16 protein-coding genes and 1 pseudogene are annotated in these 22,325 nt (G+C 72.8%); 12 read left to right on the forward strand and 5 right to left on the reverse strand.

The features are described 5' to 3' along the window. Positions 1 to 99 precede the first annotated feature (99 nt). Positions 100 to 600, forward strand: a complete 501-nt coding sequence (locus tag IF02_RS0117220) for a hypothetical protein (protein ID WP_030157828.1) — start codon at positions 100 to 102, stop codon at positions 598 to 600. A 10-nt stretch (positions 601 to 610) separates the two neighbouring features. On the opposite strand, the gene kstD is transcribed toward IF02_RS0117220, so the two are convergent. Then, positions 611 to 2,413, reverse strand: coding sequence for a 3-oxosteroid 1-dehydrogenase (kstD, locus tag IF02_RS0117225; protein ID WP_030157829.1), 1,803 nt, complete (start codon positions 2,411 to 2,413; stop codon positions 611 to 613). Between the two features lie 204 nt (positions 2,414 to 2,617). After that, complete coding sequence (locus IF02_RS0117230) at positions 2,618 to 3,742, reverse strand: aminoglycoside phosphotransferase family protein (protein WP_030157831.1); 1,125 nt, start codon at positions 3,740 to 3,742, stop codon at positions 2,618 to 2,620. A gap of 229 nt (positions 3,743 to 3,971) precedes the next feature. Between IF02_RS0117230 and IF02_RS0117235 the strand changes: the two genes are divergently transcribed. Then, positions 3,972 to 5,453, forward strand: coding sequence for a hypothetical protein (locus IF02_RS0117235; RefSeq protein WP_030157832.1), 1,482 nt, complete (start codon positions 3,972 to 3,974; stop codon positions 5,451 to 5,453). Between the two features lie 162 nt (positions 5,454 to 5,615). Here the strand turns inward: IF02_RS0117235 and IF02_RS0117240 are convergent, their stop codons facing one another. Together IF02_RS0117240 and IF02_RS0117245 are read right to left on the reverse strand one after the other, a co-directional pair. Further along, positions 5,616 to 7,049, reverse strand: a complete 1,434-nt coding sequence (locus IF02_RS0117240) for a PP2C family protein-serine/threonine phosphatase (RefSeq protein WP_030157834.1) — start codon at positions 7,047 to 7,049, stop codon at positions 5,616 to 5,618. Between the two features lie 208 nt (positions 7,050 to 7,257). After that, the gene (locus tag IF02_RS0117245) at positions 7,258 to 7,506 is read right to left on the reverse strand and encodes an SCO4226 family nickel-binding protein (RefSeq protein ID WP_106977293.1); all 249 of its coding nucleotides are present in this window, start codon (positions 7,504 to 7,506) and stop codon (positions 7,258 to 7,260) included. A 316-nt stretch (positions 7,507 to 7,822) separates the two neighbouring features. Here IF02_RS0117245 and IF02_RS0117250 point away from each other — a divergent pair, with 316 nt between their 5' ends. The 4 genes from IF02_RS0117250 (at position 7,823) to IF02_RS0117265 (ending at position 14,278) form a co-directional block, all read left to right on the forward strand. Next, positions 7,823 to 10,033, forward strand: coding sequence for a xanthine dehydrogenase family protein molybdopterin-binding subunit (locus IF02_RS0117250; RefSeq protein ID WP_030157838.1), 2,211 nt, complete (start codon positions 7,823 to 7,825; stop codon positions 10,031 to 10,033). A gap of 28 nt (positions 10,034 to 10,061) precedes the next feature. Further along, positions 10,062 to 10,517, forward strand: a complete 456-nt coding sequence (locus tag IF02_RS0117255; protein WP_030157840.1) for a (2Fe-2S)-binding protein — start codon at positions 10,062 to 10,064, stop codon at positions 10,515 to 10,517. Positions 10,518 to 10,849: 332 nt separating this feature from the next. Further along, entirely contained in the window at positions 10,850 to 12,286 is a 1,437-nt protein-coding gene (locus IF02_RS0117260; protein ID WP_030157841.1) for a helix-turn-helix domain-containing protein, read from the forward strand. 51 nt (positions 12,287 to 12,337) lie between these two features. Then, entirely contained in the window at positions 12,338 to 14,278 is a 1,941-nt protein-coding gene (locus IF02_RS0117265) for an APC family permease (protein WP_030157843.1), read from the forward strand. On the opposite strand, the gene IF02_RS0117270 is transcribed toward IF02_RS0117265, so the two are convergent. Further along, positions 14,196 to 15,473: a PucR family transcriptional regulator gene (locus tag IF02_RS0117270; RefSeq protein ID WP_051696282.1), complete on the reverse strand. Its 1,278-nt coding sequence runs from the start codon at positions 15,471 to 15,473 to the stop codon at positions 14,196 to 14,198. The two genes, IF02_RS0117265 and IF02_RS0117270, sit on opposite strands and share 83 nt — an antisense overlap. A gap of 206 nt (positions 15,474 to 15,679) precedes the next feature. Here IF02_RS0117270 and IF02_RS0117275 point away from each other — a divergent pair. The 6 genes and pseudogenes from IF02_RS0117275 to IF02_RS0117300 form a co-directional block, all read left to right on the forward strand. Beyond that, positions 15,680 to 15,901, forward strand: a pseudogene (locus IF02_RS0117275) (helix-turn-helix domain-containing protein); the annotation flags it as partial. A 286-nt stretch (positions 15,902 to 16,187) separates the two neighbouring features. Beyond that, entirely contained in the window at positions 16,188 to 16,607 is a 420-nt protein-coding gene (locus tag IF02_RS0117280; RefSeq protein WP_030157848.1) for a hypothetical protein, read from the forward strand. Then, entirely contained in the window at positions 16,604 to 17,395 is a 792-nt protein-coding gene (locus IF02_RS0117285) for a hypothetical protein (RefSeq protein WP_030157850.1), read from the forward strand. Before IF02_RS0117280 ends, IF02_RS0117285 begins: the two co-directional genes overlap by 4 nt. 92 nt (positions 17,396 to 17,487) lie before the next feature. After that, positions 17,488 to 17,976, forward strand: coding sequence for a roadblock/LC7 domain-containing protein (locus IF02_RS0117290; RefSeq protein ID WP_199809237.1), 489 nt, complete (start codon positions 17,488 to 17,490; stop codon positions 17,974 to 17,976). An 87-nt stretch (positions 17,977 to 18,063) separates the two neighbouring features. Further along, entirely contained in the window at positions 18,064 to 18,438 is a 375-nt protein-coding gene (locus tag IF02_RS0117295; RefSeq protein ID WP_030157853.1) for a hypothetical protein, read from the forward strand. A 179-nt stretch (positions 18,439 to 18,617) separates the two neighbouring features. Next, complete coding sequence (locus IF02_RS0117300) at positions 18,618 to 22,208, forward strand: bifunctional glycosyltransferase/CDP-glycerol:glycerophosphate glycerophosphotransferase (protein WP_030157855.1); 3,591 nt, start codon at positions 18,618 to 18,620, stop codon at positions 22,206 to 22,208. Positions 22,209 to 22,325: the final 117 nt, after the last annotated feature.

The following is a 22,325-nucleotide window of genomic DNA, read 5'->3' on the forward strand; positions in this document are numbered from 1 at the left end:
CCGGATCCGGGAGCGGCTCCGTGCGGCGGCGGCCCGACCCGCGCCCCGAGGAACAGGGGCCCGGGGCCGGAAAGGGGGGAGGGCACGTACCATGGCGGCATGTCCTTCCTCCGCCGCAACCGCGCCGCCACTCCCGCCGGCCCGGACTTCGACGTCCTGGCCATGGACCCGGGGGACTGGCCGGGCAATCTCGGGGCCGGGCTGCTGCCCGCGCCCGACGGCAGCTGCCAGGGCGTCTTTCTCCGCTACGACCTGTTCGGCGGACGCGGCCCCGCAATGATCATCGGAAACCTCCCCGAGGGCTCCCCCGCCCGGGAGCTCTCCGACGGCCAGGTCCCCTTCGAGGTGGCCCAGCTCCTCGACGCCCTCGAGAACGACGAGGACGTCGAGGTCACCGGCATCGAGGACTGCCCCGTCATGCAGGGCGACAACCTCCTCATCGTCCGGAAGGTCAAGCTCTCCGAGGGCCGGATCAGCTGCGTGCAGTTCGACCGCAGCGACAACGTGCTGGTCACCATCGCCAGCTGGGACCGGCCCATCACCGACGACCTGTACGCCCTGCTCAAGCCGCTCCCCGCCGAGCTCTTCCAGCAGGGCTAGGCACCCGCCACTACGCGTCCGCGATGTCGTTCGCCGCCACGTAGCCGAACGTCATCGCGGGGCCGATCGTCGATCCAGCCCCCGCGTAGCTGTGGCCCATCACCGCCGCGCTCGCGTTGCCCGCCGCCCACAGGCCCCGGATCACCGAGCCGTCCGGGCGCAGCGCGCGGGCCCGCGCGTCCGTGACGATGCCGCCCTTCGTGCCCAGGTCACCCGGCACGATCTTGAACGCGTAGAACGGCGGCGCCCAGATCGGGGCCAGGCACGAGTTCGGCTGGACCCCGGGGTCCGTGTAGTAGTGGTCGTACGCCGTGTCCCCCCGGTGGAAATCGGGGTCGGTTCCGTTCCACGCCTGGGCATTGAACCGGTTCAGCGTCGCCCGCAGCGCCCCCGCCGGGACCCCGATCTGGCCCGCCAGCGCGTCCCAGGTCCACGCCTTCTTCGCCGCGCCCGCCTCGTACCACGCGTCCGGGAAGACGATCGTCGGCAGGATGTCCTTGAACAGGTACTTGTTGCGGTAGTTCTGGTCCACGATCAGCCAGGCCGGGATGTGCGAGCCCGTCGCCCCCCGGTCCTTCTCGTACATCACGTGCACCACATCGCTGTACGGGGCCGCCTCGTTGACGAACCGCGCACCCGCCCGGTTCACGATCAGCCCGCCGGGAAGCGTGCGCTCCGCCAGGCAGAAGTACGGCTCCCCGGGCAGCGGGATCGACGGTCCCCACCAGGCGTCCTCCATCAGCGCCAGCGCCGCCCCGGCCCGCTGCCCCGCCCGGATCCCGTCGCCCGTGTTCTCCTTGGCGCCGACCGACCACTGGGTGCCGATGGGCTGCTGCTGGTACTGCGCCCGCATCTCCGCGTTGTGCTCGAAGCCGCCCGAGCCGACGATCACGCCCTTGCGGGCCCGTACGACACCCCGTACGCCCTCCTTGTCCACCACGACACCGGTGACGGCGCCCCCCTCCTGCACCAGGTCCACCAGCGGGCTGTTCAACCACACCGGTACCCCCGCCTGCATCAGCCCGGCCCGCAGCCCGGCCGCCAGCGCCTGGCCCATCGTCAGCGGCATCTGCCCGCACAGCGCGGCCTTGGCGCCGCGCGCCAGGCACTCCGTGGACACCGCGAGGCCCCTGGCGTTCACGGCCGCCAGGTTGAGCCACTTGTAGTCCTGGCTGAAGACCACCATCCCGGCCGGCACCGGCATGTACGCCGGGTTCAGCCGGGCCAGTTCGGCGCCCAGGAGATGGCCGTCGATCTGGTCGGGCTCGATGGACCGGCCGTTCGGCAGCCCGCCCGGCAGGTTCGGGTAGTAGTCGCTGTACCCGTCCATGTACCGGAAGCGCAGCGGGCTGTTGGCCATCACGAAGTCCAGCATCCGGGGGCCGTTGGCGAGGAAGGCCGCCTGCCGCTCCGCCGACGAGCCGTCGCCGACGACCGCCGCCAGGTACGCCGCCGCCTTCTGCGGGGTGTCCGGCACGCCCGCCGCCAGGATCACCGAGTTGTTCGGCAGCCAGATCCCGGCCCCGGAGCGCGCCGCCGAACCGCCGAACGTCGGCGCCTTCTCCACCACCAGCACGCTCAGGCCCCGCTTGGCGGCGGTGAGCGCGGCGGTCATCCCGGAGGCCCCGGACCCGATCACGACCACGTCGTACTCGCCGAGCGGAACCCCCGTACCGGCCCCGGCGGCCCCGTCGGCGGCCCGCGCGGCGGCCGACGGCAGCGCGGCTGCGGCGAGCACCCCCGCCCCGGCCCCGGCGAGGACCGTACGGCGGGAAGGAGGGGTGGGACATGCGGACTCGGCGCTATCGGACATGGGCGGGCTCCAGCGGAGTGGGAGGGCGGGGTCGGTCGGCGGCTCCAGCATTTCTGATGCTGAGTCAGAAAAGGTGTTCGGGGGATCATGTGATGTCAAGGCATGCGCAAGGGTGGCGAGACGGCCGCGAACGCACGAAATCCCGTGGTACGCACACCGGGTGCGTACGGCACGGGATTTTCGTACGGGGTCGGGCCGCCGGGGTCAGCGGGTTCCGACCGCCGCGCGGACTGCCCTGCGGGCCATGCCGCAGTCGTCGTGCAGACGGCGCAGCAGCAGCCGCTGCTCCTCGCCGGAGGACAGGGAGCCCGCCGGAAGCGGGTGGTTCGGGGCGGTCGCCAGCATGGAGCGCTGGACCGCCGTCTCACACATCCGGATCTCCCGTGTCAGCACCAGCATCAGGTTGACCAGGAACGCGTCCCGCGAGGCCGGACCGGCCGACTGGGCGAGCCGGCTGATCTGGCTGCGGGCGGCCGGGGCGTCGCCCAGCACCGTCCACAGCGTGGCCAGGTCGTAGCCGGGCAGGTACCAGCCCGCGTGCTCCCAGTCGAGCAGCACCGGACCCGCCGGGGACAGCAGCAGGTTCGACAGGAGCGCGTCACCGTGGTTGAACTGCCGCTGGACGCCCGCCAGTTTCAGCCCGCACAGCAGCTTCTGGAGATCACCCAGATCCCGGTCGGTGAGCAGTCCCAGCTCGTGGTAACGCGCCACGCGCTGCCCGTAGTTCAGCGGGTCCCCGAAGAGATCGGTCGGCGGACGCCACTGGTTCACCCGGCACACCGCGCCCAGCGCGGCCCGTACGTCGGCCCGCGGCGGGGCTTCCACGGGGTGCCTCTGCAAAGCCGCGACCCGGCCCGCCATCCGTTCGACCACCAGCGTGCAGTTCTCGGGGTCCGCGGCGATGAGCCGCGGCACCCGGACCGGCGGGCGGTGCCGGACGAACGCCCGGTACGACGCTATTTCGTGCCGGTACCGCTCGCGCCATTCCGGCGAGTGGTCCAGTAAAACCTTGGCGACCGCGGTCATCCGGCCCGTCGTCCCGACCAGGAGGACCGACCGGCCGCTGCGCCGCAGCACCTGGACCGGCGCGAACTCCGGACAGATCCGCTGCACCGAGGCCAGCGCGGTGCGCAGCTGCGCGCCCTGCGGCCCCGAGAGGTCGATTCTTCCGCTGAGCGGCTGCGATCCGGCCCCCGGCATCCGCCGCGCCCGTACGGCGCCCTGCGCCGGTGCCGGCTGGCGGCCGGGGTCGAGGTAGGGGCCGCCGCCCGCCTGGAGCGTGCGGTGCGGCCGGACCGGGGCGGACACGGAGGACGTTGCTGCGTACATGGCGTTACGGATCCCTTCGTGCGCCGACGAGTTGCGTACGCCACCCCGCCGGTCCCGTACTTCACCCTGGGGAGTTCCGCCCGGAGACCGGGTCGGGGAGGCGCATTCCTACCTGACACCCGCCCGTGGGTGGCGGACAAGAAGCGTGCCCTGGCGAAGGCTGGCGAATATGCACGGGGCCTCTGACTGCGGGCTAATGTCAAATCAGCCGAGAACCTGGGGGCTTGACGTGAGCAAAGGACCAAACACCCGCCTGAACGACTTGTTCGGCCTGGCCGGCTGGTCGAAGGGTGAGCTGGCGAGGATGGTCAACCGGCAGGCGGCGGCCATGGGCCACCACCAGCTGGCCACCGACACCTCGCGGGTACGGCGCTGGATCGACATGGGGGAGACCCCGCGCGAACCGGTGCCGACTGTACTGGCAGCCCTGTTCACCGAGCGGCTCGGTCGTGTCGTGACCATCGAGGACCTCGGGTTCGTACGGCAGCGGCGCACCACCAAACGGCAGCCGGACGGGGCGAAGGAGAACCCCGACGGAATGCCCTGGGCGCCCGAACGCACAGCCGCGGTCCTCACCGAATTCACGGGAATGGACCTCATGCTCAACCGTCGCGGTCTGATGGGCGCGGGTGTCGCGCTCACCGCCGGCTCCGCCCTCACCCATGCCATGAACGACTGGCTCCACACCGATCCCGCCCCCGCCAAGGCCCCGCAGAACTTCGGCGACTCCTACCAGGCCGACCCGATCGGCTACGACCGCTACGAGGCCGCCCCCATCGGCTCCCAGGAGATCGATGCGCTGGAGCGCTCCGTGGAGGTGTTCCGCGCCTGGGACGCCTCGCGCGGAGGCGGACTGCAGCGCAAGGCCGTGGTCGGCCAGCTCAACGAGGTCGGCGGCATGCTCGCGTACCACCACCCCGACCACCTCCAGCGGCGGCTGTGGGGGGTGGCGGCCAACCTGGCGGTGCTGGCGGGCTGGATGTCCCACGACGTGGGTCTCGAACCCACCGCGCAGAAGTACTTCATCATCGCCGCGCACGCGGCCCGCGAGGGCGGGGACCGGCCGCGGGCCGGCGAGGCGCTGTCCCGGGCCGCCCGCCAGATGGTCCACCTGGGCAAGCCCCACGAGGCCCTGGACCTGATGAAGCTGGCCCAGTCCGGCTCCGGCGAGCAGACCCTGCCCCGTACCCGCGCCATGCTGCACACCATCGAGGCCTGGGCGCAGGCGGCGATGGGCAAGGGCCAGGCCATGCGCCGCACCCTCGGCGAGGCCGAGGACCTGTTCGTCTCGGACAAGGGCGACGTCCCCCCGCCGTGCTGGATGCAGAACTTCGACGAGGCGGACCTGCACGGCATGCAGGCCCTGGCCTTCCGCACCCTCGCCGATCACGACCCCTCGGCCGCACCGATCGCCCAGCGGCACGCCCGGGAGGCGCTGCGGCTGCGGTCCGGCGGCCACCAGCGCTCGCAGATCTTCGACTACATCTCCATGGCGTCGGCCTGCTTCATCGCCGACGACCCGGAGCAGGCCGACCGCTACGCCCGGCTCGCGCTGGTCTCGATGAACGAGACCTCCTCGCACCGGACGTGGGACCGGCTGCGCGAGATGTACCGGCTGACCGGGCAGTACGCCGGGTACGCACGGATCGAGGACCTGCGCGCGGAGATCAAACTGGCCCTGCCGAACAGCCCGTCGCAGCGCACCGTCTAGCCCCCCGTGACACCCGGCCCCGTGCCACCGGGCCCCATGACACCAGGCCCCGTGACACCCGTGCCCATGACACCTGTACGCACGACACCTGTACGGAGACGAGAACGGCCGCGCCTCGCGGCGCGGCCCTGAAGCGGTACCCGTCGGCCCGTCGAGGGGCGGTCAGCCCCCGACCCTGGCCACCAGGACGCAGGCATCGTCCTCGCGTTCACCCACACCGAACTCCTCGACCACCAACCGCACACAGTCCTGCGCCGACCGCGCGCCCGCGAACCGCGGCGCGAGGGCCAGCAGCCGCTCGGTGCCGTCCGCCCGGCTGAACTCGATGCTGCACGGCGTCAGTGCGTCCGTGTGCAGGACGAGCACGTCGCCCGGTTCCAGCCGTTCCTCGGCCTGCCCGTACGCCGCCCCGGAGGTCGCGCCCAGCAGTACGCCCTCCGGCGGCTGCAGGGCGCGGCCCGAGCCGCCGCGGAACAGCAGGGGGGCCGGGTGGCCGGCCTGTGCCCAGGACAGCACACGGCGGGCGGGATCGTAGCGGCAGCACACCGCCGAGCCGAGCGCCGGCTGGACGGAGGCCTCCAGGAGCTGGTTGAGCCAGCCCATCAGCGGGCCTGGCTCGATCCCGGCCATCGCCATGCCGCGCAGGGCGCCGAGCATCATCGCCATCCCGGAGGTGGCCGTCACCCCGTGCCCGGTCAGGTCGCCCACGGTCAGCAGCGAGCGGCCGTCGGGCAGTTCGAGCGCGTCGTACCAGTCCCCGCCGATCAGCGCGCTCGTCGCGGCGGGCAGGTAGTGCGCGGCGACGTCGAGCGTGCCGGTGGTGTGGTGCGGGAACCGCAGGGAGCCGTGCCACGGGGGGAGCACGGCTTCCTGCAGCTCGACCGCCAGCCGGTGCTCGGTCTGCGCGATCTCCCGCCGGCGCTGCAGCGAGTCACGGGACTCGCGTACGGCGCGCTGGCTTCGGCGCAGCTCACTCACGTCCCGGAGCACGGCCCACATGGAGGCCGTGCAGCCGTCGGAGTCGAGCACCGGCTCGCCTCGCATGTGCAGCGTCCGGACGCGGCCGTCGGCCCGGACGATGCGGAACTCGCCGTCGATCGGCTTCCCGTCGACCAGACAGGCCGTCACCATCGAGGTGAGCAGCGGCTGGTCATCGGAGAAGAGGGTGGAGCCGAGTTCGTCGAGGGGGAGCGGGCCCGCCTCGGGCGAGCGGCCGAAGATCTGGAACAGCTCCTCGGACCAGTTGACTTCGTCGGTGAGCAGGTTCCACTCGGCGCTGCCGACGCGGGTCTGCTGCGCCTCCGGCCCGGCCGCGTCGCTCTCCGGCGTGCCCTCGGCGAGCCCCTCGAGTTCGGGGGCGGTCGGCAGGCCCTCCTTGAGCTGGCCCAAGTGCTCGCCCAGGTCGTCGAGTTGGTGGACGGCCAGATCGCACAGCGCGCGCTGCCAGCGGCCCTGCGCGTCGTCGTCGTCGACGACGGTGTCGCGGCGCACCGCGTCCACCTCGCCGCGGAGCCGCCGGGTCTGCGAGATCAGTGCGTCCACCGACCCTGGCTCGGGCGGCTGCGCGGGACGGTCCGCGAAGAGGTGGGACGGCATGAGAACTCCGATACAGGCGGCGCGGTACGGCCATGTCTGAAGGAAGGACCGGTAACGACTGTTGCACAGGCCGCGACGGCCCGTAAGACGTTTGGCAACATCCGTCTCGGCCTTGCTTCAGGCATATGCCAAGGGCCTCCCGGCCCCCCCTTCGCGCGTACGAACGTTTCCGGTCAGCCCTTCCGGGGCCTGCCCGCGGTCTCCGGCGTCACACGCTGATCGGCACCGGGTGGATCTCGCTGGCCGGGTGCCCGGTGCGCTCGTGGATCCGCATCACCGCGTCGGCCGAGGGCGCCTCGGACAGGCAGTAGACCGTGCCGGAAGCGGGGTCGGCCCAGGCGCGCTCGAAGTGCACCTTCTCCTCGTGCTCGATCGCCAGGTCCGCCTTGTGGGCGGCCATCAGCTCGGCTGCCGTAATGCCCTTCATGCCGTGGTGGACATCCATGTACATGGTCACCGCCGCACACCTCCTCACGTGATTTCGGCGCGTACGGCCGTCTCTCCTCCCATCGTCCTCCTACGGCCGGAAAGCGGCCCTCCGGAGGGCGCGGATCGATCGTACGGGCGAGGCGTACGACACTTCCGGGCGGCGCAATCCGTACGCGAGCCGGATCAACGACCCCGCGGGGGTACCCCCGAACGAAGGACCCCGTCCGGGCGCGGGCTGGACGGCACTCGCTTCCCAGATCATCCCGTGATCGCTACGCTACGTGCCGGTAACGAGCCGGTGGAGGTCCGCGGACGCGGATCCGCGCAGGGTGGGGACGCAGAACATGACCGGGCAGAGCCGCCGCTCCTTCCTCACGTACCTCGTCGCGGCGCCGACGCTCGCCCTCGTCACCCGGGCCGGGGCCGACGCCCTCGCCCCGCAGTCCGCCCACGCCGTGGTCCCGAGCCTGCCCGCCCCCGCGGATCTGGTGGACCTCGGAGACCTGTTCATCCTGGCCGGCGCGCCCACCTCGGCCCTGCTGGCGCTCTCCGTGGAGGCGGACGGGAGCATCCGCTTCCGGCTGCCCCGCGAGGAGGTGGGCCAGGGCCTCACCACCGCCGTCGCCATGCTCGTCGCGGAGGAGCTCGACGCGCCGCTGGCCGCCGTCCGCGTGGAACTGGACGACGCGCGGCCCGAGCTGCTGTTCAACCAGCTCACCGGGAGTTCCAACTCCATCCGCTCCCTCTACGGGCCGGTCCGGCAGACCGCCGCCACCGCCCGGGCCCGCCTCGTCGCCGCGGCCGCCCGCCGCTGGAACCTCGCCGCCTCCTCGCTGACCACCGCGAACGGCGTCGTACGGGCGCCCGACGGCCGCACCGCCGCGTACGGCGGCCTCGCCGCGGCCGCCGCCGACCCCGCCCTGGTCGTCCTCGGCGCCGGCCCCAAGAAGGCGGCGGAGCACTCCCTCGTCGGCCGGCCCACCGGCCGGATCGACGCCCGCGCCATGGTGACCGGCGCCCAGCAGTACACCCTCGACCTCGACGTGCCCGGCGCCAAGCCCTGCGTGGTGCGCCGCCCGCCCAGCCTCGGCGGCAGCGTCAAGGGCGTCGCCAACCTCGCCGCCGTCCGGGCCATGCCCGGCGTCCTGCACGTGGTCACCATCCCGACCGGGGTCGCCGTCGTCGCCGAGACCTTCGGCCAGGCCCTCGATGCCAAGGCCGCCCTCCAGGTCACCTGGGGCCCCGGCCCCGCCGACCAGCTCTCCGACGCGCAGATCCGCGCCAAGCTGCGTGCCGCCACCCCGCCGCTGCTGGTGCCGCCGCTGCTCACCCCGTACGTGGACGCCGAGTTCGACTTCGCCTTCGTCAGCCACGCGCCCATGGAGACCAACTCCGCCGTCGCCGACGTACGGGAGGACCGCGCCGAGATCTGGTCCGGGCTCAAGTCCCCCATCGTGGCCCGCGAGACCATCGCCGCCGATCTCGGCCTGCCGCTCGACAAGGTCGCCGTGCACGTGGTCCAGGCCGGCGGCTCCTTCGGGCGGCGGCTCTTCTTCGACGCCGCGCTGGAGGCCGCCCGGGTGTCGAAGGCCTGCCGCCGTCCCGTCCGGCTGATGTGGACCCGCGTCGACGACACCCGGCACGGCCGGATGCGCCCCGCCACCCACCACAAGATCCGCGCCACCCATCTGCTGGGCGAGGTGCTCTCGTTCGAGCACCGGGTGGCCGCCGCCGAGACCGACTTCCGGCACGGGCTCGGCGAGATCATCACCGCCACCGCCGCCAGCCTGCCGCTCGGCATCGGCAACGCCACCCTCGCGCAGACCCTGTTCCACACCACGATCAAATCCCCCTACCACTTCGGGCTCACCACCCACGGGCTCAGCGAGGTGCCCACCGGCATCCCGACCGGCTCCTGGCGCTCGGTGTACTCGGCCAACACCCGGGGCGCCGAGGAGATCGTGGTCGACGAACTCGCCGCGCGGACCGGCAAGGACCCGTACCGGTTCCGGCGCACCTTCCTGAAGACCGACGCCCAGCGCGCCGTGCTCGACAAGGCGGCCACGGAGGGGGAGTGGGGACGGCCGATGCCGGCCGGCTGCGCCCAGGGCATCGCCTTCCACGAGGAGTACAAGTCCCGTACGGCCTGCCTGGTCGAGATCGACGCCCGGGACCCCGAGCACGTCCGCGTCACCAAGGCCGTCATCGCGGTGGACGTGGGCCTGCCCGTCAACCCGCGCGGACTGGAGGCCCAGATGATCGGGGGCCTCACCGACGCGATCTCCACCACCCTGAAGGCCGGGCTGCACCTGGACAAGGGGCTCCCGCTGGAGGGCAGTTACAGCCAGTTCCACTGGGCGCGGCAGCGCGACACCCCGAAGGACGTACGGGTCTTCGTGCTGCCGGCCACCGGGGAGGAGCCGGGCGGCGCGGGCGAGCTCGGCGTCCCGGCGGCGGTCGGCGCGATCGCCAACGCCTGGGCCAGGGCCACCGGTGCCAAGCCGCGCAGCTTCCCCCTCGACTTCGACGTCGACTTCACCCCCTACCCCCGCTAGCCGGTAGCCCGGTTCAGGAGAGTCCGCCGTGCCCTCGCACACCTTCACCGTCAACGGGCAGAGCGTCACCGTGGACGCGCCCGACGATCTGCCCCTGCTGTGGGTGCTCCGCGACATGCTGGGCGTGCGCGGCCCCAAGTACGGCTGCGGCGTGGACGTCTGCAAGGCCTGCACCAGCCATCTCGACGGGGCGGACGTCCGCCCGTGCGTGGTGCCCGTCTCCGCGTGCGCCGGCAAGACGGTGACCACCATCGAGGGGCTGGCGGACGGGGACGTCCTGCACCCCGTGCAGGAGGCCTGGCTCGAACAGGACGTCGCCCAGTGCGGTTTCTGCCAGCCCGGCCAGATCATGGCCGCGGTCGCGCTGCTGAAGCGCACCGGCACGCCCACCGACGAGGACATCGACGCGATCGCGAACATCTGCCGCTGCGGCACCTACTTCCGTATCCGGGAGGCCATCCGCAGCGCGGCCGCCCGGATGTGAGCCGCCCGGCTGCGAACCGTTCGGCTGCGAGCCGTCCGGCCGTGAGCGAGAGGGGCCCCGGCGACTCCCCCGTCGATGCCGGGGCCCGACCGCTCGGGGTCAAACCTAGGCGGCCGGTCGCCGGTTGGCAGGGTCCGCCCTGCACAGTGACGGCGCGGGACGGGTATCACCGAGCACAGTGATACTCCGGGTGGTCGACCGTACGGCGCGACCCGGACCGAAGGGAGCCTCTCATTTCGCACCCGCCCATCCCGCATACGCCCGCGGCGCCGCCTCCGCCCACGCCCCCGCCCGCGGACCGCTCCCGCAGCCGGTCCGAGGACATCCTCAAGGTGCACCGGCTCGCCCACTCCGGCGGCTCGGCCGCCCTGTTGGAGTGGCTCGCCGCCCGGCTGGACGGCTGGACCGGTGTGGTGGACGCCGACGCGGCCGCAGGTCCCGAGCTCGCCGTCCGCGGGGCCGAGGAGCTGCGCGCCCGGGGCGTGCGTTCGGCCGTCCTGCACGGCGAGCGCTCGGCCGCGCTGCTGTTCGCGCTGGACGGGGGCCGCGCGCTGGCCGCCGTACTCGACCTGCCGCACCACCCGGAAGCACCCGCCCTGCTCGCGGACTCCGCCGCCGCGCTGGCCCTCGTCCTGCGCGCCGAGGAGGCCGAGCGGCGCGAGGAGCGGGCCGAGCTCGCCGAATCGCGTGCCCGCGAGGCCGTCCTGCACCTGCTGATGAACGGCCGGCTCTCCACCGCCCACCAGATCGCCGAGGCGCTCACGCCGTCGCTGCCGGATCCGCTGCGGATGTACGTCGTGGAATGCCGGGCCGGGCAGCGGGGCGAGGTGGCCCGGCTCTGCGAGGAACTGACGGGCGGCCGGGCCTGGATCGTGCGCTGCCCGGTGTACGTGCGCCACCTCATCGCCTTGGTCCCGGCCGGTCTCGCGGCGGTCTCGGCCGAGCACGATCCGCTGTCCGAGGCGCTGGCGGGGGTGGCCCGCGACCGCGCGGTCGGGGTCAGCGGGCAGCTGCTGCTGCGCGAGGCCCCGGCCGCGTACACCCAGGCCTTCCACGCCCTGGCCGTGGCCCGCGGCCGCGCCGGGCGGCACGCCCGCTTCGGCCCCGGGCCCGAGCTGGAGCTGGCCGCCCACGCGGCCGGGACCGGCTGGGCCGAGGCGCTGCTCGCGCCCCTGCACACGTACGAACCCCGGCGTCCCCAGGACCCCGGCCCGCAGGAGCTGCGGGCCACGGCCCACGCGTGGCTGAACTTCGGCCCGCACGCGACGCGGCTGCTGAAGATCCACCGCAACACCCTGGCCACCCGGCTGCGCCTGATCGAGTCGGTGCTCGGCCGGGACCTCGCGCGGCTGCCCGAGCAGGCGGAGCTCTCGTTCGCGCTACGGCTGACCCCGGGCGGGCCGGGCACCTCCGCGGGGGTCCCGGCGGGCGCTTCCCCGGGGGCGCCGGCCGGCGCTGCGGCCGATCTGGACGGCGTACTGCGCCACCCCGACCTGGCGGCCTGGGCCCGCGCGCATCTGGCGCCGCTGACCGGGCGCGAGGCCCCGCCCGGCGCCCGCGCGACCGTACGGGCCTGGCTGCGGCACGACGCGCACCTGGTCCCGGCCGCGGCCGCGCTCGGCATCTCGGTGCCCGGCACGCGCAAGCGGCTGACCCGGATCGAGGCCCTGCTGGAGCGCTCGCTGCTCCAGTCGCCCAGCGCCCGCCACGACCTGTGGCTGGCCCACCGGGCCGAGGAACTGGCCGGGCCCGCCGGGTCCGCGGCATGACACAGTCCCGATGAGGGACAAACCGGATGAAACATGCACGATCATGCCGGGATGAGGCGTATCAATCTGAAGCGCGTGCTGGTGGGTGAACCGCTCGACACCGCACGGTTGGGCGAGACGCTCCTGCCCAAACGGCTCGCGCTGCCGATCTTCTGCAGCGACCCGCTCTCCTCCGTGGCCTACGCCACCGAGGAGATCCTGCTGATCCTCGCCCTCGGCGGCGTGGCGCTGCTCCACCTCGCCTGGTACGCGGCCGCCGCCATCGTCTTCCTGATGATCGTGGTCGTCGCCTCCTACCGGCAGACCTGCTACGCCTATCCCGGCGGCGGCGGTGCCTACGTCGTCAGCTCCGAGAACCTCGGCCAGACCGCCGCCCTGACGGCCGCCAGCGCGCTGCTCGTCGACTACGTCATGACCGTCGCCGTCTCCGTGGTCTCCGGCGTGGACGCCATCACCTCCGCGATCCCCTCGCTCAGCGACCACGAAGTCGCCCTGTCGGTGGGGTTCGTGGTGCTGCTGATGCTGATGAACCTGCGCGGCGTACGGGAGTCGGGACGCATCTTCGCCGTTCCGACCTACGGCTTCGTCCTCGTCATCTACGTCATGTTCGCCGTGGCGGCCGTCCGTATCGCGACCGGCGCCACCATCCGCGCCGAGTCCGCCGACCTCCCGATCACCGCGGAGGCCACGTTCACCGGCCTGGGCCTGGTGCTCCTCGCGATGCGGGCCTTCGCCTCGGGCTGTACGGCGCTGACCGGCGTCGAGGCGATCAGCAACGGCGTGCCCGCCTTCCGCAAGCCCAAGAGCCGCAATGCCGCCAACACCCTGGCCGTGATGGGCGTCCTGTCCGTGACCATGTTCCTCGGCATCACCACCCTCGCCATGGTCTACGAGGTGCACGTCGCCGCCGACCCGACGGAACTGGGCCTGCCGGCCGGCACGCCCATGTCCACCGCGCTCGCCCAGATCGGCCGTGCCACCTTCGGGAGCTGGCACTTCCTCTTCTACCTGCTCCAGGCCGTCACCGCGGGCGTGCTGATCCTCGCCGCGAACACCGCCTTCAACGGCTTCCCGATGCTCGCCTCGATCCTGGCCAAGGACCGGTACGCGCCGCGCCAGCTCTTCAACCGCGGCGACCGGCTCGTCTACTCCAACGGCATCGTGCTGCTCGCGCTCACCGCCATCGCCCTCATCATCGCCTTCGACGCCCAGCTGACCCGGCTCATCCAGCTCTACATCATCGGCGTCTTCGTCTCCTTCACCCTCTCCCAGACGGGCATGGTCCGGCACTGGCGCCGCGAGCTCGCCTCCCCGGCCACGCCCGAGGCGGAGCGGATCCACATCCACCGGAGGCTGGCGATCAACGCGGTCGGCGCCACCCTGACCGCCGTGGTCCTGATCATCGTCCTGACCACCAAGTTCACGCACGGCGCCTGGCTGGTCGTCATCGCGATGCCGCTGCTCTTCTTCGGCATGAAGGCGGTCCGCCGGCACTACGACCGGGTCTCGGCCCAGGTAGCCGTCGCCTCCGGGGTCAGACCGCGCAAGCCCTCCCGCCACCATGTGGTGGTGCTCGTGTCCAACGTGCACGCCCCGACGCTGAAGGCACTCGGCTACGCACAGGCGCTGCGGCCCGACACCCTGACCGCCGTCACCGTCGCCGCCGACGAGGAGGACGCGCGGCGGCTGCGCGAGGCCTGGGCGGAGCACGACCCGGGCGTACCGCTGAAGATCCTGCACTCCCCGTACCGCGAGGTCATCGGGCCGGTCCTCGCGTACGTGCAGGAACTGGCCGCGGCCGAGGGGACGGACATCCTGTCCGTGGTGATCCCCGAGTACGTGGTGGGGCACTGGTGGGAACAGCCCCTGCACAACCAGAACGCGTTCCGGCTGAAGGCGAGGCTGCTGTTCACCCCCGGGGTCGCGGTGATCGACGTACCGTACCTGCTGGAGTCGGCCCGGCCGGCGGAGCCGGCGAGGCCGAGGAGGTAGCGGGGGCGTTCGCGCGCTGGAGCACCGCCGCATGGGCGAGTGCCAGCTCCACCACGTGCGCGGGGTCGGAGAGCGTGCGGCCGGTCAGCTGCTCCAGGCGGCGCAGCCGGTTCGAGACGGTGTTGCGGTGGCAGTACAGCCGCTGTGCGGCGTACGTCGTCGAGCCCTGGCAGGTCAGCCAGGTGCCCAGCGTGCCCAGCAGCACCCGGCGGTCCTCCGCGGGCAGCGCCAGCACCGGGCCGAGCACCACCTGTCGCAGCCGGCCCGCGAGTTCGGCCTGGGAGGCGACCAGCGCGGTCGGCAGCCGCTCGTCCAGCAGGGCGGTGCACGGACCGCCGGACGCGGGGGCGGTGCGCAGCGCGAGCGTGGCCAGCCGGTGCGCCCGGGCCAGGTCCCCGGGGCTCCCCACGACCGGGCTGACCCCGGCGCGGGCTCCGAGCGGGCCGAGCAGCTCCCGTACGGACTCCAGGGGATGGTGGCCCAGTTCCACCAGGCCGGCCTCCCCGTCGGCGCGGATCCGCCACAGCACGCGCAGGCCGTCCGGGGCGGGCGGGCCGTCGGAACCACCCGCAGTTCCTCGGGCGCCCGGCGCGCCCGGCGCGTCCGGGGCGAGTACGACGACCGCGAAGCGGCCGCGTTCGGGGAGGCCGAGCCGGTCCGCCGCCTCCGTGGCCGCGGGGCCGTCCGGCGGGCCCGCGCCGTCGAACAGCGCGTCGAGCAGGGCCGCCCGGCGCTCCCGGTCGCGGTCGCGGCGCGCGGTCTCCGTGCCGCGGTACGCGTCGGCCACCGCGTCCGTCAGCTGGTCCAGTACGTCCCACAGCACGGCCGCGGCCGGCAGCAGCCGGGGCAGCGCCGCCGGGTCGTGCGCGGCCACCGCCTCGTTGAGGGTCTGCCACACCATGCGGCCGCCGCGCCGGTAGGTGCGCAGCAGCGACGCGAGCGGCAGACCCTGTTCGGCCAGGAGCGTGCCGGTGGCGCGGGCGCCGGCGAGCTCCACGGGCAGCCCGCGGATGCCGCGGTCCAGGCCCTCGACGGACTGCCGGAGGCCGAGGCGGATCCGCTCGCGCAGCCCGGCCCGGCCGAGCAGGGCGGCGTACGCGGGATCCTCGGCCAGCGTCCGGTCGGCTAGCCGGTCCGCCGTCAGGGCGATCCGGCGGGACAGGTCCTCGCGTATCTCCTCGATGATCCGCTCCATGACGGGCAGGGTGACACGGGGGAGGGGGCGGTGGGGAGGGCCGGGACCGGACCGCGTCCGCCGGCGTGTCCGAATCGCCGCACGGGAGGACCGCGGCCGGGGCGTGGTGATCTTATGTCCGGATGTGCGCGAGTCAGCTGGGATTGCGGGCCGGGAGCGACTTTCATGGGGGTGCCAGGACTCGTACCGGAGCAGGGGGAGTATTCATGGTCACCGACGGCGGTCAGAAGGACAGCGAGAGCGCACCCACCCTGATCGGTTCCGTGCAGCGGGCGCTGCGCCTTCTGGAGGCGATGTACGCCGAGGGCGAGGTGACGGCGAAACGGCTCGCGCGGCTCACCGGGATTCCGCTGCCCACCGTTTACCACCTGCTGCGCACCCTCAGCCACGAGGGATACGTCGAGCGCGAGGGCGGCGCCTTCCGGCTCGCGGAGCATCTTCCGCTTGCTTCGTGAGCCGTCGGCCGAGCCCCCCGGTGACACGCGCACTCCCTGTGCGCCCTGTGCGCCCCGTGCGCCCTCTTGCGTGACCGACGGCCGTGATCAACATTCGCGATCAGAAGTCGACGGGTTCCGGCCATGCAGCCACGTGGTTCTGTGCATGTTCCCGCGGAAAATGCCAGAAGCCCCTTCCGTGCGGTGGAACGTGAGTAAGTTCCCTCCTGTCGCGCCGTAGACCGTGCACTTCGCACGTCTGGCCGGGAGGGGAGCCCGCGTGCCCGGGATCGACGAATGCCTGCTCGAAGCCATGGCCCTGCCTGGTGCGCGGGGGGCCGCGCTGGTCGACTGGAGCAGCGGACTGGCCCTCGGCACCGCCGGGGATTCGCCGGTCGGCGACCACGAGACCACCGCCGCCGAGACCGCCGAGCTGGCCCGGGCGGCCGCCGAGTACGAGTCCTTCGCCCAGCCGGCGCTCGATTCCGCACCCGGACCGGACCTGGGCCAAACGGGCCTGGGCCTGCCCGTGGAGGACCTGATCGTCACCACCCGCACCGGCTACCACGTCCTCCGCTTCGTCGAGACCAGCTTCGACAGCAGCGTCTTCCTCCACCTGTGGCTGGACCGCACCGACGGCAACCTCGCCCTCGCCCGCCACAGACTCCGCATCCTCGCCGAGGGGCTGGTCCTCAGATGACCGCCGCCCAGGTGGGCGGCCTCGCCGCCGTCGCCGTCTCGCCCCTCCTGACCCGCCTCGCCGCGGAGCGCGCCACAGGCGCCCTGCTCCGCGACCGCGGCACCCTCTTCCTGGAGGACGGCCGCATCGTGCACGCCGAGAGCCCGGCCACCCCCGGCCTCGACGTCCTCCTCACCACCGGCGGCGGCCTCGCCCCCGAGCGCTGGCGCGAGGCCGTGGACCGGGCCGGCGCCCGCCGCCAGGTCGCCCGCTTCCTCGTGGAGAGCGGCGGCCTCGCGGGCGGCGAACTGGAGATCTGCCACCTGGCCGCCATATTCGACGCCGCCTTCTTCGCCCTCTCCCCGGGCACCGGCCCCTCCCGCTTCCGCCGCGGGGCCACCCACTGGATCGGCTCCGTCCGCTCGGTCCCGGCCGCGGCCGTCGAACGGGAGACCCGGCGCCGGCGCGAGCTGCTCGACGCCGTGTGGCCGTACCCCCTGCTGGACACCTCCCCCGTGGTGCCCCGGGCCGCCGCCCCCGGCCAGACCGTCACCGCCCGCCAGCGGATCCTGCTCGCCAGGGCGGACGGCGCACGGACCCCGGCGGACCTCGCGTGGGTGCTGGGCCGCCCGGCCTTCCACACGCTGCTCGACGTACGGCGCCTCGCGGCGGCCGGGCTCGTCGAGACCCCGCACACGCCGGTCCTGGCACCGGTCGAAACACCCCTGCCCGACTGGTTAACCCAGACCCAATCCCCGGACGTGGCGCTGCTCCGCCGGTTACGCGACGCACTGGAGGCAAGCCTGTGAGGCTCCCGCTGCGACCGGCCCTGCGCTTGGAGCGCGCCGACCGCTCCGAGCGGAGGCAGCCCGAAAGGAGAGAGGCCGACATGAGCACGGCGATGGTGCCCCCCGAGGCCGAAGCCGACATACTCGCCGAGCTCCGCAGGCTGCGCGCCCGGGTCCCCCAGCTCACCGGCGCCCTCGCCGGCAGCGCCGACGGCCTGGTCCTCGCGCAGGACAGCGCCGCCACCGAGGTGGAGTCCGTCGCGGCACTGACCGCCGCCGCCCTCGGCGTGGCCCAGCGGCTCAGCGACACCACCGGCCAGGGCGGATTCCGCGAACTCCTCATACGCGGCGAACACGGATACGTGGCCACCTACGCGGCCGGGGACGCCGCCGTCCTCACCCTGATCGCGGAGCCCCGCGTCAACGTGGGCCGGCTCCACCTGGAGGCCCGCCGCTCCAGCCTCCGCATCGCCGAGCTCATCGACCACGTCCTCGGGCGCCGCGGCCCCGAGGGCCCTCAGGTCCCGCAGGTACCGCAGGTCCGGCAGGTTCCGCCGGTCCCTCAGGTTCCGCCGGTCCATATTCGTACGGACCAGGCGTAGTCGGTGCAGACCGGGCGTGAATCGTGCAAACGCCAGAAGACCACTTGAAATCCGTAACAAACCCAGAGAAAGAATGAGGAGCCACTCATGGCCAACGTGGAAACCGCACTCAAGGAAACCCTCGCCACCATCGACGGCGCGATCGGCGCGGCCCTGGTCGACTACGGCAGCGGCATGGCCCTCGGCACCATCGGCGGCGGCAAGGACCTCGACCTCACGGTGGCCGCGGCCGGCAACACCGACGTGGTCCGCGCCAAGGTCCGCACCATGGAGATGCTCGGCCTCAAGGACGAGATCGAGGACATCCTGATCACCCTCGGCACCCAGTACCACCTCATCCGGCTGATGAAGAGCCGCGACTCCAAGGGGTTCTTCCTCTACCTCGCGCTCGACCGCGGCCGGGCCAACCTCGCGATGGCCCGGCACCAGCTCACGAAGATCGAAGCAGAGCTCGAAGTCTGAGCAGACGTTCGGTCGGACTCCGACGCCGAGGTGGCGGGCGGCTGAATTCTTTGCCGTCCGCCCCGGGGGGCATGGGGCGTATGTCCAGGATGGGGGGACTTTATCATCCTGTTACCGAGTAGGATGCTCTCATCACCTGATCATCGAAATAGCTTGAAACGCTGGAGAACCCGCCACCCATGCCCCCGCGCCTGAGCATCGTCGTCCCCGTCTACAACGTCGAGCTCTATCTCGACGAGTGCCTGGAGTCCATTGCCGCCCAGACGTTCGCCGACTTCGAGTGCATCCTCGTCGACGACGGGTCCACCGACACCAGTGCCGTCATCGCCAAGGCCTTCGCGGCGCGGGACAAGCGGTTCCGGGTCGTCATGCAGGAGAACGCCGGACTCGGCGCCGCCCGCAACGTGGGCGCCCGCCACGCCGCCAAGGACAGCGAGTACCTGGCTTTCGTCGACAGTGACGACACGATGCCGGACTACGCGTACGAGCGCCTGATCGCCGCCCTCGACGAGACCGGTTCGGACTTCGCCGGCGGCAACGTGAAGCGCTTCCGCTCCGTCGGCATGCAGCAGTCCTGGGGCCACCGGGCCGCCTTCGCCAAGACGCAGCTCAAGACCCACATCTCCAAGTTCCCGGCGCTGGTCACCGACCGCACCGCGTGGAACAAGGTCTACCGGCGCAGCTTCTGGGACGAGCACGGCTTCCAGTACCCCGAGGGCATCCTCTACGAGGACGCCCCCGTCAGCATCCCCGCGCACTACTTCGCGTCCAGCGTCGACATCATCAGCGACTGCGTCTACCACTGGCGCGTGCGCGAGACCGGCGAGCGCTCCATCACCCAGCGCTCCACCGACCCGGTCTCCCTGATCGACCGCGTCACCTCCGTCCGCCTGGTCCGCGAGTCGCTCAAGGCCAAGGAGGGCGCCAAGTACGCCCGCTACCTGCGCGACTACGACTACAACGTGCTGAGCGAGGAACTCCCGCTCATCTACAAGTACGTCGGTGAGGGCGGAGCCGACTTCCGCGCCGCCTTCGTCAAGGAGGTCGGCGGCCTCGTCCGCGAGATCGGCACCGGCCCCTGGTCCGACCTGACCGTCGCCGACCGCCTCAAGGCGTACCTGGCCCGCGAAGGCCGCGTCGAGGACTTCATCGCCCTCACGAAGCACCAGAGCGACTACTCGTACAGCGTCCCCGTCAAGGGGCTGGCCCGCCCGCAGGCCGACTACCCGTTCCTGCACGGCCGTCCGCCGGTCCCCGCCAAGATCCTCACCCTCGGCCCGCGCGAGCGCCGCGTCGTCAGCCGCCTGGAGCAGGCCGTCTGGAGCGACGGCAAGCTGCTCCTGCGCGGCTACGCACTCCCCGGCCACCTCGGCGCGGAGAGCCGCCTCGGCTCGCGCAAGATGCTCGTCTTCCGCGAGGGGGGCAAGCGCCGCCGTACCGTCGTCAGCGCTCGTACGGTCGCCTCCCCGATGGCCACCGTCAACGCCGCGCACCTCGCGCTGCGGCACGCCGACTGGGCCGGCTTCACCGCCGTCGTCGACCCCACCGCCTTCCAGTCGGGCGGCAAGTGGAGCGACGGCATATGGACCACTTCCGTCGCCGTCACCGGCGCCGGCGGCCTGCACCGCGCCCGCCTCAAGGGCGGTGAGTCCGACTCCGGCCAGAACCCGCCCGCCCACTGGGTGACCCCGGACGTCCGCATCGTCCCGAACGCCACCGGCGCCCTCACCATCCAGGTCGAGACCGTCCGGGCCCGCGCCCTCGACGTCCGCCGGGCCGGCGAGGACGCCGTCGAGGTGGTCGGCGAGCTCGCCGCCGAGATCGGCGCCGGCGCCACCCTGCGCGCCGAGCACGTCTCCACCGCCGCCGTCCTCACCTTCCCGATCGAGACCGCCGCCGCGAGCGGCTCCGGCGGCGCCGGCCGGATCCCGTTCACCGTCCGCGTACCGCTGACCGAGCTGGCCGCCGTACCGGACGCGGATGTCGAGCCCGGCGAGTGGGCCCCCGAGCCGTGGAGCCTGACGGTGATCGGCGCCGACGGCTCCGAGCACCGCCTCGCGCACGACGAGCGCGGCGGATTCGCCGGCCTGGTCGTGCCGCTGACCGGTGGGGACACCGGCCGCGCCCTCTTCGCCAAGCGCGGCAACACCGGACACCTGACCCTCTCCGTGCAGCCCTCGCCGCCGCTCGTCGACTCGGTCACCGGCCAGGACGGCACCCTCACGGTCAAGGGCCGGTTCGTCGCGCCCGCCGACGAGCCGTACGAGCTGGTCCTGCACGACGCGCACGGCACCGAGTTCAGCTATCCCGTCACCCGGGACGGCGACCGCTTCGAAGCCGTCTTCGAGCCCGTCCTCCCCGAGGCCTACGCCGGCCGCACCACGCTGCCGAAGGGCCGCTGGTGGCCCACCCTGCGCCCGGTCGCCCAGGCCGGCACCACCGCGGGCCTGCTCGGTGTCGACCGCGGCGCCCCGGTGCAGCTCGCGCCCACCGCCCTGCACGCCGGACCGCACGCGATCACCGTCGAGGGCCGCCGGATGCGGGTCGAGGCCCGCTTCTACGACCGCATGGTGCTCGTCGCCGACCCGCTGCTCAGCCCGCACGACCGCACCCGGTACGCCCAGCGCGTCACCCGCTACGAGACCTACCCGGCGCAGCGCGCCCTGCCGGTCAAGGACATCGTCGTCTACGACACCCACCAGGGGAACGGAGCGGGCGACTCGCCCCGCGCCATCCACGAGGAGCTGCTGCGCCGCGGCGAGAAGCTGGACCACGTCTGGCTCGTCCGCGACGGCCGCGCCGAGGTCCCCCCGACCGCCCGCGCCGTGCAGTACGACAGCACCGAGGCCTGGGAGGTCCTGGCCCGGGCCCGGTACTACGTCGTGAACGACAGCGTGCCGCAGCGCTTCCAGCGCCGCGCCGGCCAGATCGTCGTCCAGACCTGGCACGGGACGCCGATCAAGGAGATCGGCCACGACTTCATCCACGACTACTACACGAGCCCCGAGATCCTGGAGGCGCTGGAGCACGACAGCGCCCAGTGGTCGCTGCTCGCCTCCCCGAGCTCGTACGCGACGCCGCTGCTCAAGCGCGCCCTCGGCTACCAGGGCGAGGTCATCGAGTCCGGCAGCCCGCGCACGGACGCGCTCGTCAAGCCCGACGCGCAGCGGATCGCCGAGGTCCGCCGCCGGCTCGGCCTGCCCGAGGGCAAGAAGGTCGTCCTCTACATGCCGACCTGGCGCGAGAACCGCGAGGGCTGGTCGGGCGGTTACAAGCTCGACCTCCAGATCGACCTGGACGCGGCGCGGCGCGAGCTCGGCGAGGACCACGTCCTGCTGGTCCGCGGCCACCACCACGTGACCGAGCAGGTACGGGACAACGTGCGCGACGGGTTCGTCGTCGACGTGTCCCGCTGGCCCGACGCGACCGACCTGCTGCTCGTCGCCGACGTCCTGATCTCGGACTACTCCTCGGCGCTGTTCGACTTCGCGCTCACCGACCGGCCGATCCTGCTCTTCACGTACGACCTGGAGCACTACCGGACCACGCTGCGCGGCTTCAACTTCGACCTGGAGGCGAAGGCCCCCGGCCCGCTGCTGGCGGACTCGGCGAGCCTGATCGAGGCCGTACGGGGCGCGGACGCGGTCGGGGCGGAGTTCAAGGAGGCGCGGGCCGCGTTCCGCGCCGAGTTCTGCGACCTGGACGACGGCGGCGCCGCCGAGCGCGTCGTCGACCGGATGCTCTCCATGGCGGCCAAGCCGGCGGTGTAAGCCGTCGGAGTGCATTCAGGAAGCGTTGCCGACCGGCCCCGGGCCCACCGATGAATTTCGGGCCCGGGGCCGGTCTGTATAGGAACGAGACGGTGCCCCACCGCACGGACTCGACCA

Origin of the sequence: Streptomyces sp. NRRL S-244 (assembly GCF_000717915.1) — a bacterium.
Classification (GTDB): Bacteria; Actinomycetota; Actinomycetes; order Streptomycetales; family Streptomycetaceae; genus Streptomyces.

What these genes read in the sequence shown, in the direction of transcription:
- IF02_RS0117220 (WP_030157828.1), top strand. Translation starts at nt 100, where the DNA reads ATGTCCTTCCTCCGCCGCAACCGCGCCGCCACTCCCGCCGGCCCGGAC.
- kstD (WP_030157829.1), bottom strand. Translation starts at nt 2,413, where the DNA reads ATGTCCGATAGCGCCGAGTCCGCATGTCCCACCCCTCCTTCCCGCCGT.
- IF02_RS0117230 (WP_030157831.1), bottom strand. Translation starts at nt 3,742, where the DNA reads ATGTACGCAGCAACGTCCTCCGTGTCCGCCCCGGTCCGGCCGCACCGC.
- IF02_RS0117240 (WP_030157834.1), bottom strand. Translation starts at nt 7,049, where the DNA reads ATGCCGTCCCACCTCTTCGCGGACCGTCCCGCGCAGCCGCCCGAGCCA.
- IF02_RS0117250 (WP_030157838.1), top strand. Translation starts at nt 7,823, where the DNA reads ATGACCGGGCAGAGCCGCCGCTCCTTCCTCACGTACCTCGTCGCGGCG.
- IF02_RS0117265 (WP_030157843.1), top strand. Translation starts at nt 12,338, where the DNA reads ATGAGGCGTATCAATCTGAAGCGCGTGCTGGTGGGTGAACCGCTCGAC.
- IF02_RS0117270 (WP_051696282.1), bottom strand. Translation starts at nt 15,473, where the DNA reads ATGGAGCGGATCATCGAGGAGATACGCGAGGACCTGTCCCGCCGGATC.
- IF02_RS0117285 (WP_030157850.1), top strand. Translation starts at nt 16,604, where the DNA reads ATGACCGCCGCCCAGGTGGGCGGCCTCGCCGCCGTCGCCGTCTCGCCC.
- IF02_RS0117290 (WP_199809237.1), top strand. Translation starts at nt 17,488, where the DNA reads ATGGTGCCCCCCGAGGCCGAAGCCGACATACTCGCCGAGCTCCGCAGG.
- IF02_RS0117295 (WP_030157853.1), top strand. Translation starts at nt 18,064, where the DNA reads ATGGCCAACGTGGAAACCGCACTCAAGGAAACCCTCGCCACCATCGAC.
- IF02_RS0117300 (WP_030157855.1), top strand. Translation starts at nt 18,618, where the DNA reads ATGCCCCCGCGCCTGAGCATCGTCGTCCCCGTCTACAACGTCGAGCTC.